This window comes from Brevibacillus centrosporus, from assembly GCF_003710815.1.
GTDB lineage: Bacteria > Bacillota > Bacilli > Brevibacillales > Brevibacillaceae > Brevibacillus > Brevibacillus centrosporus.
Genome location: NZ_RHHP01000032.1, coordinates 100821 through 114310, shown reverse-complemented (window position 1 = coordinate 114310; position 13490 = coordinate 100821). Strand labels below are relative to the sequence as shown.

The window sequence follows — 13490 nt, the reverse complement described above, 5'->3', positions numbered from 1 at the left end:
AGCGTGGTAACACGTGGAGCTGACGAATACTAATCGGTCGAGGACTTATCCACACTCTTAGCAAACATGCAGATCCAGTTTTGAAGGCACGAGGCAGCCATCCATAGAGGATGGTTTTTTTATTTATCAAGAAAACCTTCTCGCTGAAAAGGCAAGAAGGTTTTTAATGTTTATGTACGCCTCCAGCCTGCACGATATTTACATAGGGAGGAAATGAGGGTTAATTTGATAAATCTGTTTCATAATAACGGTGGGAAATGTTTCGAAGTGATGCTCTAGAAAATGCTCAACGAGATATCGCTCAGCCAAACCATAGGACAACGTCAGCTCTCCCCACCACTCAGTCTCGTAGCGGCAGAGCATGCTAAGCAAATACAGAAGGAGATAATGGCTTGCCCATTCTGGCAAAGGCAGGGAATCGGTAGACCCGTTCCAAAAATACAGCTTCTGTCCTTGAAGACGAAAGAGTGGGTGTTGTTCCAATGCGGAGAGGGCAAACTGGGGGAAGAGGAGTTCCTTTCCTTTTCCGTCTCTCCAATGAAATTGCTGCGTAGGGATAGAAGCTGTCGATAACCGGCGGATATATTGGGAAAAGGTTTCAGTGGAGTAGGCTAATGCCCCCTCACCTTCAGGAAAAGAAATCGATACCCAGGGTCCACTTGCTTTAAGAGCTTCATTCCCTTCTGAGACGGAAGGGGGCAGTGCAGACAGTGCTGTCCATTGAAGACGCTGCCAGAGGGCAGGCGTATCGGAAAGCAGAGCACAGGATTGGCTCATGGCAGGTATAGAAGAAAACAAATCGTTTACCAAATAGCGATCCTGTAAGGGAGACAGGCCAAATAAATGAGCCAAATGTGCAAAGAACCCTTCCTTTTGGGGGCGGATCTCATCTTCCGTCAGTACGTATGCTGATCGCTTCAATTTTCGCGTGGTTACTCCGTGCTGCAAGACGCGGCTGTTTTGTGGATAGGAGGGGTCGCGAGTCAGCAGCATTCCCTTTAGCAAATGGGAGCATCCATAAAATAAAAGCAGTGGCCGAACAGAGAGATCAGCAGCTTCGGCAGTGAGGTAATATTGCCTAGCCTGCCTCCATAAATAGAGAAATCGTGTACTTTGTTGAAAAGCTAGGCGGTCGTAATGCTCGAGCCCTAACGTTTCATAGCAGGAGGATAAAAACTTTCGGGAAGTCGGTTCAGTTTCTAAAAAACGAAAGGCTTTCCAGGCATTATCCATACAAATCCACCTTTAATAATTTTCGTAAAAACAGTTAATTATACAAGCTCATTTTTTGATTTATCTGGATAATTCATTATAAAACCGAACATTTTATGCATTCCTTGACAGTAAATTATGCCGTTTGCTAAACTGGCTTAAACTATCACCGAGAGGGGCTTGCTGCTGTGCGGGAAGATAAATTCGTAAAAGAAGGTTTAACGTTTGACGACGTATTGCTCATTCCAGCAAAATCTGAGGTTTTGCCGAGGGATGTTGACCTTAGAACGAAGCTGAGCGAATCGGTTACCTTGAATATTCCTCTTATCAGCGCGGGTATGGATACAGTGACCGAATCTGCACTTGCGATCGCAATGGCTCGCCAGGGTGGGATCGGAATCATCCACAAAAACATGACCATTGAGCAACAAGCGAGTGAAGTGGATCGTGTAAAACGTTCGGAAAGTGGTGTTATCACGAATCCGTTTTCCTTGTCACAGGATCATACGGTAGAAGATGCTGATGCACTCATGGGAAAATATCGGATCTCCGGTGTGCCAATCGTAGATGGGGACAACCATCTGATTGGGATTTTAACGAACCGCGATCTGCGTTTTGTCCATGATTTCTCGACACCGATTCATGAGGTTATGACAAAAGACAATTTGGTCACCGCACCAGTAGGAACAACGCTGCTGCAAGCAGAAGCGATCCTGCAAAAGCACAAAATTGAAAAGCTGCCACTGGTGGACGAAAATAACATCCTGAAGGGCCTCATTACCATCAAGGATATTGAAAAGGCCATTCAGTATCCGAATGCGGCGAAAGACAAGCAAGGGCGTTTGCTTTGCGGAGCGGCAGTAGGCGTTTCCGGCGATACCTTCGAACGGGCAGCTGCATTGGTCAAGTCCGGTGTAGACGTGCTGGTAGTAGATACAGCGCATGGTCATTCCAAGGGTGTTATTGACACGGTAAGAGAAATCCGCAAAGTTTATCCGGAACTTACCATCGTTGCAGGAAACGTAGCAACTGGTGAGGCAACCCGCGAACTGATCGAAGCCGGAGCTTCTGTCGTGAAAGTGGGGATTGGACCAGGATCTATTTGTACAACTCGTGTTGTAGCCGGTATCGGTGTTCCACAAATTACGGCTATCAACGACTGTGCCCAAGTAGCGCGGAAATACAATATTCCAATTATTGCCGATGGAGGCATTAAATACTCCGGTGATTTGCCAAAAGCTATTGGCGCAGGCGCATCTGCGATTATGATCGGCAGCCTGTTTGCTGGTACTGAAGAAAGTCCGGGAGAATTTGAAATTTACCAAGGCCGACGTTTTAAGGTGTATCGCGGGATGGGCTCTATCGGTGCGATGAAGGCGGGAAGTAAAGACCGTTATTTCCAAGAGAATGAGCAAAAATTAGTTCCAGAAGGCATTGAGGGTCGCGTTCCTTACAAAGGACCGTTGTCCGACGTTACTTTCCAAATGATTGGCGGTTTGCGTGCGGGTATGGGGTATTGCGGAGCAAAAACGATTGAGGATCTCATCGAAAACTCCCAGTTTGTGCGGATTACAGGCGCTGGCTTGCGTGAGAGCCATCCACATGATGTACAAATCACAAAAGAGGCTCCAAACTACTCAATTTCCTAGGAAACAATTTAGTTCACAGGACCTAAACCCCCCTTTCCATCTAGGTGAAAGGGGGGTTTTTCTATCGTTTGCCAAAGATTACAGTCCGAAACAAGCTTCAAGCCTTCCTACTAACTATGGTAAACTTAGATTGGTGTGTGCGTTTAGTAGGAAAATAAGATCGACAGAAATGGGAGAGTGAGAGAATCTAATGAAACGAAAGACATGGACAAAGCGCTTAACAGGTCTGTTCCTTTCTGTCGCTGTATTAGCTACAGCAATGGGAGGAGCAGCGACTAAGGCCGATGCGGCACCTGCAGCCGATCTACAACTGGCAGCGAAATCTGCCATTCTCTTAGAGGCAACGACCGGTAAAATCCTGTATGCCACCAATCCCGATGTGCCATTGCCACCTGCTAGTATGAGTAAGATGATGAGCGAGTACCTGGTGCAGGAAGCGGTTAAGCAAAAGAAGATCAGCTGGGACGAACAGGTTCCCGTAAGTGAATATGCTTTTTACGTTGCAAAGATTTCGGATGCATCCGGTGTGTATTTGAATGCCGGTGAATCATTTAGTGTGAAGGAATTGTACAAGGCGATGGCAGTTGTATCGGCGAATGACGCGACTGTACTGCTTGCAGAAAAAGTTGCTGGCAGTGAGCCAAACTTCGTGCAAATGATGAACAAGAAGGCAAAAGAACTCGGTATGACGAACACTTCTTTTGTCACCTCTACTGGGTTGCCAGCAAATGAACTGGGTCCATACTCCGTGCAAACGGATCAAGTAGAAAACCTGATGTCAGCTCGTGACTCCGCGATTCTCGCACGCGCGCTGATCCGTGATTTCCCGGAAGCGATCGAGGTATCCAAAATCCCACGTTTGACGTTCCGTGAAGGCAAACCAGATGAGCTGAAAAAAGCAAACTACAACTGGATGCTGCCAGATCTGAATAACTACTATCCAGGTGCTGATGGTCTGAAAACAGGTTATACCCAAGCTGCCGGATATTGCTTTACAGGTACAGCTACGCGTGACAATATGCGTCTGATTTCCGTTGTCATGGGTACCGATAATGAGACAAAGCGCTTTGTTGAGACGAAAAAGCTGTTTGACTACGGCTTCAGCAACTTCAAGCTGACCAAGCAAATGGACAAAGGTGCTACGATCAAAGGCTTTGAGACAGCACCAGTGAAAAATGGTGTTGAGCTGACGGTAAATGCAGCAGCAGGTAGTGAAGTGAACGTTCTGACCAAAATTGGCTCCGAGGCGAAATTCACGCCAACCGTTACCTTCCAGGAGCTGACCGCGCCGATCAAGCAAGGTCAAGTAATTGGTAAACTTGTGTTGAAGGAAGAAGGCGCTAAGGACAGCGATTACTTGCAGCCGGAAGATGCAGCAAAGGCTGGAGTAGACATTGTGGCTAGCCAAGAAGTGGAAGAGGGTAGCTGGATTCGCCTGTTTTTCCGCAGCATCATTCAGTTCTTCGGCAACTTGTTTGGAAGTGTTACAGGTAAATAAAGCACAGGATCCCCATCTCTTTGTGAGGTGGGGATTTTTTTTGCATTTTTCAAGTTTACAGAAATAGGGGTTGTTTTTTTCTGTATCTTTCGTTTACAATGACCTTAACAATGAACCATAACACCACATAACAGTTGTGGTCCAAACTTCGTGCTATAGGGGGAAACAAAATGGTACAGGTAGGAACATCCCGCGTGAAAAAAGGTATGGCTGAAATGCAAAAGGGCGGCGTCATCATGGACGTAATCAACGCTGAGCAAGCCAAAATTGCAGAGGCAGCTGGGGCGGTAGCTGTAATGGCGCTGGAGCGCGTACCTTCTGATATCCGTGCAGCTGGCGGCGTAGCACGTATGGCTGATTTGGGCATCGTAGAAGAGGTGCTGAATGCTGTATCCATTCCTGTTATGGCAAAAGCACGCATCGGTCATTTCGTGGAAGCGCGTGTTCTGGAGTCAATGGGTGTCGATTACCTCGATGAGAGCGAAGTACTGACTCCTGCCGATGATCTGTACCATATTAATAAAAAGGATTTCACTGTTCCGTTCGTATGTGGTGCACGTGATCTGGGTGAAGCGCTGCGCCGTATCGGTGAAGGTGCATCCATGATTCGCACCAAAGGTGAGCCAGGAACCGGAAACATCGTAGAAGCTGTCCGCCATATGCGTACGATGATGGCTCAAATTCGCAAAGTGCAAGCGATGTCCTATGACGAACTGATGGCAGAAGCGAAAAATTTAGGAGCTCCCTATGAGCTGCTCGAGCAAGTACACAAAAACGGCAAGCTGCCAGTCGTGAACTTCGCAGCAGGTGGGGTAGCGACTCCTGCCGATGCTGCCTTGATGATGCAGCTTGGATCCGATGGCGTGTTTGTTGGATCGGGTATCTTTAAATCCGAAAATCCTGAGAAATTTGCCCGCGCCATCGTCGAAGCAACGACTCATTACGATGATTACGAGCTGATCGCCCGCGTGTCCAAAGGCTTGGGAAGTGCCATGACAGGTATTGAGATCTCCAAGATCCGTGAAGCAGATCGCATGCAAGACCGAGGCTGGTAAGGTGATCGCTATGAAAATCGGTGTACTGGCCCTGCAAGGAGCGGTAGCGGAGCATGTTCGAATGCTGGAAGAGGCAGGTGCAACAGCCGTTGCTGTGAAAAAGGTGGAAGAGCTGGACGATCTGGACGGTCTGATCATACCTGGCGGTGAGAGCACGACGATCAGCAAGCTGATGCATAAATACGGATTTATGGAAGCTGTTCGTGAGTTTGGCAAAGCAAGAAAGCCGATCTTTGGCACGTGTGCGGGAGCTATTCTCCTGGCGAAGCGCATCAGTGGACAAGAAGACTCTCACCTTGGCCTGATGGACATCCTAGTAGAACGCAATGCCTTCGGTCGTCAAAAGGAGAGCTTTGAAGTTACGATGCCTGTAGCGGGAGTAGCAGCTGATTATCCTGCCGTCTTCATCCGTGCTCCTTATATTCGGGAAGTTGGGGAGAACGGAGAGGTGCTTGCAAAGTATGAAGAGAAGATCGTCGTGGCAAGAGATGGACATTACCTGGCAGCAGCATTCCACCCCGAATTGACAGAGGATAATCGTTTGCATCGGTATTTTCTCGATATGGTGAAGGAGTACCGGAGCTAAACAAACCAAAACGGAAACATGGCCTGCATCGAAACGATGTAGGTCTTTATTTTTGCAGCAAGGTCTGAACGGTGATGAACGGGGAAATACTGGGTCCTAGCAAGACAGCTGCCCTTTACACAGGTATAGAACCTGTAGTACAGTTAACAATAGAAGCAAGAATTTATGTGAATGCGATGATGAGAACAAGTACTTCGTAAGAGCTTGGCCTAGAGAGTCGGTGGTGGGTGCAAACCGAACCAGCATGCGAAGGAATCCATCTCGGAGTGGCAAAGGATTAACTTTGTCCGGAACCGTCCCGTTATGACGGAAGAGTGGACCGATGCGAGGAATTGTGCGCATTTGTCAACGAGGGTGGCAACGCGGGTATACAACACTCGTCCCTTACCAGGGGACGGGTGTTTTTTGTTTTCTAGATAAGACTCTATAAATGGTCTTATCCAGTATAAGGGCAGCTAAGGCTGCGGCCAAAAGCTTGGCGTAGCCAAGTTTTCTAATGGATAATCTATTCGGAGGGATTCTCACATGTTGGACGTAAAAGTACTGCGCCAAGACTTGGAAGAAGTAAGACGCCGTTTAGCCCATCGCAATGAGGATATTACGGCACTGGATCAGTTTGCAGAAGTGGATGAAAAAAGACGCCAGGTCATTCAAGAAGCGGATGCCTTAAAAAACAAGCGCAACACTGTATCTGAACAAGTTGCGGTGATGAAGCGTAATAAAGAAAATGCCGATCATCTGATTGCAGAAATGAAAGAAGTAAACGACCGCATCAAAGTGCTGGATGAAGAGCTGCGTCAGCTGGATGAACAGCAGGAACAAATCCTGTTGAGCCTGCCGAACCTGCCGCACGAGAGCACGCCGGTCGGAACATCGGAAGACGACAATGTAGTGATAAGGAAATGGGGAGAGCCTCGTCACTTTGATTTCGAGGCAAAACCACACTGGGATCTGGCTAGCCAGGCAGGTATTCTCGATTTTGAAACGGCAGCAAAGGTCACAGGAAGCCGCTTCGTGTTCTACAAAGGAATGGGCGCTCGTCTGGAACGCGCTTTGATGAACTTCATGCTCGATTTGCATGCAAATGAGCATGGCTATGAAGAAGTAATCCCTCCGTATATCGTCAACCGTACAAGCATGACCGGAACAGGCCAACTGCCGAAGTTTGAAGAAGATGCGTTCAAGCTGGAAGGTCCTGACTACTTCCTGATCCCGACAGCGGAAGTTCCTGTGACGAATATGCACCGCGATGAAATCATGGATGGAGTAGAACTCCCTCGCTACTACGCCGCTTACAGCGCATGTTTCCGCTCGGAAGCGGGCTCGGCTGGACGCGATACGCGTGGGTTGATTCGTCAGCATCAGTTTAACAAGGTCGAGCTGGTCAAATTCACCAAGCCGGAAGATTCGTATGATGAGTTGGAAAAGCTGGTGAACAACGCGGAGAAGGTATTGCAGCTCTTGGGCTTGCCCTACCAGGTCCTGAGCATGTGTACGGGTGATTTGGGCTTCACAGCCGCGAAGAAGTATGACATCGAAGTCTGGATTCCAAGCAACAACACGTACCGGGAAATCTCGTCGTGTTCGAACTTTGAGGATTTCCAGGCGCGTCGGGCGAACATTCGATTCCGCCGCGACACCAAGTCGAAGCCTGAATTTGTGCATACCCTGAACGGCTCGGGCCTCGCTATTGGCCGTACGGTTGCCGCGATCTTGGAAAACTACCAAGAAGCTGACGGATCGATCGTGATCCCAGAAGTATTGCGTTCGTACATGGGTGGAGTGGAAAAAGTTTCCCCTAAATAAGTAGCGACACAGGCAGAATAGCTCTTGATCCCTAGGGACGAGAGCTGTTTTTTTGTACAGATAGATTTGGAATAAGTACAACGATGGTCCGTCCTACGCTTGGTCTATTCAAATTATCCTGTGTACTAATACAGAAGGAAAAATTTAAAAAATCATGTTGCACTGTACCAATTGCTGTTATATAATAAAAACAAATCTTAAGAATATTGTTTTAATACAGATGCGGAGGGAATGGGAAATGGACTGCTACCGTTGTGAGGGAAACGGCGAACAAAATTGCACGAGGTGTGGAGGAGTCGGCCACGATGAACATGGGGTGGCTTGTCACCATTGTTTGGGCGATGGTCATGTAAGCTGCAGCCATTGCAGTGGAAGCGGCTATCAGGAGTAAGAACCATTTTTTTTGCGCGGTCTGTACTATAATACATTTTTAAATTTTCTACTGTATCATAATAATGTTTCTTCTGATGGAGGAGGAGCTCATTTGACTACGATTCCAACCAATCCGTATCCGCTCGAGCTGAGCATTACCGGAGAAATGCATGATGGGTACCGCGACGTTCTTACGCCAGAAGCCATTCAGTTTATCATCAAGCTGGAACAGAAATTTGGAGACAGACGCCAGCAGCTGCTCGCTGATCGTCAGGAGCGGCAGCTGAAAATAGATGCGGGGCAGCTGCCAGACTTCTTGCCCGAGACGGCACAGATCCGCAAAGCTGAGTGGACAGTGGCTCCTTTGCCAACGGACTTGCAGGATCGACGTGTAGAAATTACGGGGCCAGCGGGCGATCGGAAAATGGTCATCAATGCACTCAACTCAGGTGCGCGTATGTTCATGGCTGACTTCGAGGATGCGAATTCCCCTACATGGGAAAACACCATCCAAGGTCAGATCAACATGAAGGACGCAGTACGCCGTAATATCTCCTATACGAGTCCCGAGGGTAAACGGTATGCCCTTCAAGAGAAAACAGCAGTCTTGATCGTACGCCCGCGCGGTTGGCATCTAGAGGAGAAGCATTTCAGGCTGGAAGGCAGAGCGATTTCGGGGAGTCTGCTCGACTTTGGCCTCTACTTTTACCACAATGTCCAGGCGCTGATGGCCAATGGTACAGCACCTTACTTCTATCTGCCAAAGCTGGAGAGTCATCTGGAAGCTCGATTGTGGAATGATGTCTTCTTGTTTGCTCAGGATGAGCTTCATATCCCGAGCGGCACGATTCGGGCTACAGTGCTGATCGAAACGATTTTGGCTGCTTTTGAAATGGACGAAATTCTGTATGAGCTGCGAGAGCACAGCGCTGGCCTGAACTGTGGGCGATGGGATTACATCTTTAGCTACATCAAAAAATTGCGGAATCAACCAGATGTGATCACCCCGGACCGTGCCCAGGTCACGATGACGGTGCCTTTCATGAAAGCATACACGTCGTTGGCAGTAAAAACGTGCCACAGACGGCAGGCTCCATGCATCGGGGGGATGGCTGCGCAGATCCCGGTGAAAAACGACCCGGTCAAAAACGAGGAAGCGATCGCTAAAGTACGTGCTGACAAAGAGCGCGAAGCATACGACGGTCACGATGGTACTTGGGTAGCGCATCCTGGCTTGGTACCGGTGGCGATGGAAGTGTTTAACCGATTGATGCGAGAGCCTAATCAGATCTGGTACAAACGGGAGGACGTACAGGTAACGGCTAGTGATTTGTTGGCTGTACCAGAAGGAGTCATTACCGAGGAAGGCGTCCGTACAAACATCAGTGTCGGTTTGCAATATGTAGAAGCTTGGCTGAGGGGCTACGGTGCCGTTCCTATCCACAATTTGATGGAGGATGCAGCGACAGCGGAAATTTCCCGAGCCCAGGTTTGGCAATGGATTCGTCATCCACGCGGCGTCTTGCAGGATGGACGCAAGGTCACGGAAGCTTTGGTGAAACAGATGCTGACCGAGGAACTGCAAGTATTGAAAACAGCGATCGGTCCAGAGCGATATGAAACAAGCAAGTTCCCGTTGGCAGGCAAGTTGTTCCTGCAGCTTGTGACGGAGGATGATTTCGAGGATTTCCTAACTGTTCCCGGCTATACCTATCTTCAATAAATAAAAAAACGAGTGGAGGAAACGAAAATGGGCAAACAAAACAAGCAGGAAGCGATTCAGCAGGTAGAGCAAAGCTGGAATCAAGAGCGTTTTCAAGGGATTACCCGTACTTACACAGCAGAGGATGTCGTTCGACTGCGTGGATCCGTTCAAGTGGAGCATACCTTGGCGCGTCTCGGCGCAGAGCGCTTGTGGAATTTGCTTCATACGGAGCATCACATCAAAGCACTGGGTGCTCTGACAGGGAATCAGGCGATCCAGCAGGTAAAGGCAGGACTTAAAGCGATTTACTTGAGCGGGTGGCAGGTAGCGGCCGACGCCAACCTTTCCGGGCAAATGTATCCAGACCAAAGCCTCTATCCTGCCAACAGTGTTCCGCAAGTGGTAAAACGAATCAATCAGGCACTTCAACGGGCAGATCAAATCGATCAATCGGAAGGTGGAACCGACACGCATTGGTTCGCGCCAATCGTAGCCGATGCGGAAGCAGGGTTCGGTGGTCCTCTGAACGTATTTGAACTGATGAAAGGTATGATTGAAGCGGGAGCAGCGGGCGTTCACTTTGAAGACCAGCTGGCTTCCGAGAAAAAGTGTGGTCATATGGGCGGCAAGGTGTTAATTCCGACCCAGGCAGCTGTTCGCAACCTGATCTCTGCCCGTTTCGCAGCAGACGTGATGGGTGTACCTACTATTATCGTAGCTCGTACGGATGCCAATGGCGCCTTCCTCATCACGAGCGACATCGACGAAGCGGATCAGCCTTTCCTCACAGGAGAGCGAACACCAGAAGGATTCTTCCGCTTGCGTGGTGGTCTGGATGCAGCTATTGCTCGCGGCCTAGCATACGCACCATACGCGGATCTGATCTGGTGCGAGACATCGGAGCCAAATCTGGAGGAAGCACGCCGCTTTGCCGAAGCGATTCATGAGAAATTCCCTGGAAAGCTGTTGGCCTACAACTGCTCCCCATCCTTCAACTGGAAGAAAAAGCTGGACGAAGAATCGATCGCACGTTTCCAGGAAGAGCTGGGCGAGATGGGCTACAAATTCCAATTCGTTACACTGGCAGGCTTCCACGCTCTGAACTACGGGATGTTCGAGCTGGCAAGAGGCTATCGTGATCGCGGTATGGCTGCTTACTCCGAGCTGCAGCAAGCTGAATTCGCGAGTGAGGTACACGGCTACACGGCGACACGCCACCAGCGTGAAGTAGGTACCGGATACTTTGATGAAATCGCGCAGGTCATTTCCGGGGGAACTTCTTCGACGACAGCTCTGAGCGGATCTACAGAGGAAGAGCAGTTTCAGCATAATTAAGGCAATGCCAAATGTCTGAGTAAATAGAAGGCGATCAAAAAAGAATGGATAGAGACTCAGATTTTCTCTGAATCTCTATCCATTCACTATTTACGCGTGGAAACTGCGGATTTCTTCCGATTCTTTTTTTAAGGTAGTCGCGTAGGCAATGAACCCAAGGGCGGCAGTTACGATGAGCAGCATGATCGTAGGTGTAAAATCTCCACCGGACATATCTCTCATCCAGCCCATGATGTAGCTGGAGAAGCCACCTAAAATATTGGTGAAGCCCATAATACCAGCTGCTTTCCCGGCAGTCTCTTTCGTGGAATATTTCACGACAAACAGGTTTACTAAATGGAACATGCCTCCCTGCGTACCCATGGCAATTCCGAGGGATACTCCGGCAATCAGTGGATTGGTTGCGAAGTAAGCGGACGTGAGGAACAGCACGCATAGGATGAACCAGATGGAAGCGAGCAAGCCCGGGCGCTTCTTTTTATCAGCTAAAAAACCGCCGAGGATGACGAAACAGAGCGCAAACATCCAAGATAGGGATGTAATACCGGCCATCGCTTCGCGGGAAAAATGCTTGGCTTCAACTAAATACGTTGGCAGCCAGATGCTGATACCGAAAAAAATGAAGGAGGACATTAAATTACCGAAAAACACGATCCAATACCGGTAATTCGTGAGGAAGCTCTTTTTCTCTTCTGAAGTTCGAGCAGTCGTCTCAGCCAAGCGGATGTGAGCGAGTTCTTTTTGGCTGACGCCAGGATGTTCTTCCGGAGTATTGCGTGCCAAAAACATGAACAACGGAAGGGAGATAAAGAGAGTAAAGCTCGCGAGTACGTAGAACGACACATGCCAGCTATACGTTGTGATTAAATACGTTAATATCAAGGCACCGATGGCAGGCCCCAAATAGTTGCCAATAATCCAAGATGCCTGAGCCCGCCCAATTTCCCGACTGTTAAACCAGTTCGAGATGAATTTTGCTGAGACCGGAATCATCATGCCTTCTCCAAGTCCAAGGATAATGCGGCTGAGCATAAACATCTCATACGATTGAGCCATACCTCCAGCCACCATCGTCACAGTCCATACGCTCAGGCCAATGATGGCTGTTTTCCTTGCCCCGAGCTTATCGATGATAACGCCCCAGAAAATATTCGACACAGAGTAGGCGATCGTAAATATTAACGTAAGTAAACCGACTAACGCGTTTTTATTAGGTCCGGTCAATCCGAGATCCTGCAGGAATTGGGGATCGGTCTGAATGATGGAAATGCTTAACTTATCAATTTGTCCAAAAAACCAAAAGAAAAAGACCGGTAAAGCTACGTAGAACCAGCGTTTTTGCTCAGTAAGCATGTGAAGTTTCACCTCGATCGTGGTAGTGGATAGACATGGGGGCATCTTTGGGCGGAGTCCTCTTTTTCGAGTAGGCTTTCGGTAGGAGTGGGCTAATATGAATCTACGAGTAAGCCTCCTTTCCTTGAATTTTAATGTTTTAATTACAAAACTTACATTTTGCAATTAAAACATTAAAGCGAATTATAATAGTATTTAGAATATTAGTCAATTCCGTGAAAGTTATAAAAGGAACAGGGGGATCCACTGCTGTATTTGCCAAAAAGTGAGTACCTGCATATAATAAGAAGATAAGTGTGTTGTCAAAAAATGTCCCCGTAGCTCAGCAGGATAGAGCGTCAGTTTCCTAAACTGTAGGTCGGAGGTTCGAATCCTCTCGGGGACGCCATACAGGTGCAAATGGTTGTTCGAAATGCGGTTCTCTATTACTTAGAGAGCCGCGTTTTCATTTTGCGGAGCTTCTTCAGCGTCAACTCGTCCACCAGCACCTAACGAACACCTCGCAATTTCCTAGCCGTATGCCCGAGGCTTTCCATTTAAAAAATGCACGGATGTTTAGGCGGGCACTCTTTATCAAACGCTACAGAGAATAGGGGGTAAAAGGAGGATTGGAGTTTGGCCAGCTACGTGCAGTATTTTAACGACATCCTTGCGACATTCAACAATCTCCCGAATAAGCTGATGAGTGTGGTTGCGACGATCAATGAACCCCTCAGGAGTTTGACTCACACGTTGATCGTGACCAATGTTCTATTGGGATTACTCTTTCTAACCTCTCTTGTGAACATCTATATGCTATGGAGATATGGCAAAAAGTGAGCCCGTTACCGATGGTGTTCATCTCTAAAGGCATGGGTTAAGCAATAAAGGGAGGGAGAAAAGGGTGAAGCATGTCGCTTCATCCTCTTTTTTATTTGCT

10 protein-coding genes, 1 tRNA gene and 1 other annotated feature are annotated in these 13490 nt (G+C 48.3%); of the genes, 9 read left to right on the top strand and 2 right to left on the bottom strand.

Translation table 11 applies throughout. The features are described 5' to 3' along the window. Nucleotides 1-198: 198 nt before the first annotated feature. Nucleotides 199-1233 carry a YaaC family protein gene (locus EDM55_RS23085; protein ID WP_122961484.1) on the bottom strand — a complete coding sequence of 345 codons (1035 nt, stop codon included), beginning with the start codon at nucleotides 1231-1233 and terminating at the stop codon, nucleotides 199-201. A 167-nt stretch (nucleotides 1234-1400) separates the two neighbouring features. On the opposite strand from EDM55_RS23085, the gene guaB reads away from it, so the two are divergent. The 7 genes from guaB (at nucleotide 1401) to aceA (ending at nucleotide 11218) form a co-directional block, all read left to right on the top strand. Then, entirely contained in the window at nucleotides 1401-2861 is a 1461-nt protein-coding gene (gene guaB, locus EDM55_RS23080; RefSeq protein ID WP_092274753.1) for an IMP dehydrogenase, read from the top strand. Between the two features lie 190 nt (nucleotides 2862-3051). Then, on the top strand, nucleotides 3052-4359 hold the full coding sequence (locus EDM55_RS23075) for a D-alanyl-D-alanine carboxypeptidase family protein (protein ID WP_092274755.1): 1308 nt from the start codon (nucleotides 3052-3054) through the stop codon (nucleotides 4357-4359). Nucleotides 4360-4529: 170 nt separating this feature from the next. Next, nucleotides 4530-5414 (top strand): pyridoxal 5'-phosphate synthase lyase subunit PdxS, encoded by an 885-nt coding sequence (gene pdxS, locus EDM55_RS23070; protein WP_092274759.1) that lies wholly within the window; start codon nucleotides 4530-4532, stop codon nucleotides 5412-5414. Between the two features lie 10 nt (nucleotides 5415-5424). Continuing rightward, nucleotides 5425-6000, top strand: coding sequence for a pyridoxal 5'-phosphate synthase glutaminase subunit PdxT (gene pdxT / locus EDM55_RS23065; protein WP_092274762.1), 576 nt, complete (start codon nucleotides 5425-5427; stop codon nucleotides 5998-6000). A gap of 167 nt (nucleotides 6001-6167) precedes the next feature. Further along, nucleotides 6168-6388 (top strand) — a binding site (T-box leader). 137 nt (nucleotides 6389-6525) lie between these two features. Beyond that, on the top strand, nucleotides 6526-7806 hold the full coding sequence (gene serS / locus EDM55_RS23060) for a serine--tRNA ligase (protein ID WP_092274765.1): 1281 nt from the start codon (nucleotides 6526-6528) through the stop codon (nucleotides 7804-7806). A 484-nt stretch (nucleotides 7807-8290) separates the two neighbouring features. Further along, nucleotides 8291-9901: a malate synthase A gene (gene aceB / locus EDM55_RS23055; protein ID WP_122961483.1), complete on the top strand. Its 1611-nt coding sequence runs from the start codon at nucleotides 8291-8293 to the stop codon at nucleotides 9899-9901. A gap of 27 nt (nucleotides 9902-9928) precedes the next feature. Beyond that, nucleotides 9929-11218, top strand: a complete 1290-nt coding sequence (aceA, locus tag EDM55_RS23050; RefSeq protein WP_092274771.1) for an isocitrate lyase — start codon at nucleotides 9929-9931, stop codon at nucleotides 11216-11218. A gap of 90 nt (nucleotides 11219-11308) precedes the next feature. Here the strand turns inward: aceA and EDM55_RS23045 are convergent, their stop codons facing one another. After that, nucleotides 11309-12571 (bottom strand): MFS transporter, encoded by a 1263-nt coding sequence (locus tag EDM55_RS23045; RefSeq protein WP_122961482.1) that lies wholly within the window; start codon nucleotides 12569-12571, stop codon nucleotides 11309-11311. 311 nt (nucleotides 12572-12882) lie between these two features. Between EDM55_RS23045 and EDM55_RS23040 the strand changes: the two genes are divergently transcribed. Beyond that, nucleotides 12883-12959: transfer RNA gene (locus EDM55_RS23040), tRNA-Arg, on the top strand. 227 nt (nucleotides 12960-13186) lie between these two features. After that, nucleotides 13187-13390 carry a hypothetical protein gene (locus EDM55_RS23035; RefSeq protein ID WP_092274774.1) on the top strand — a complete coding sequence of 68 codons (204 nt, stop codon included), beginning with the start codon at nucleotides 13187-13189 and terminating at the stop codon, nucleotides 13388-13390. The last annotated feature ends 100 nt before the right edge of the window (nucleotides 13391-13490 follow it).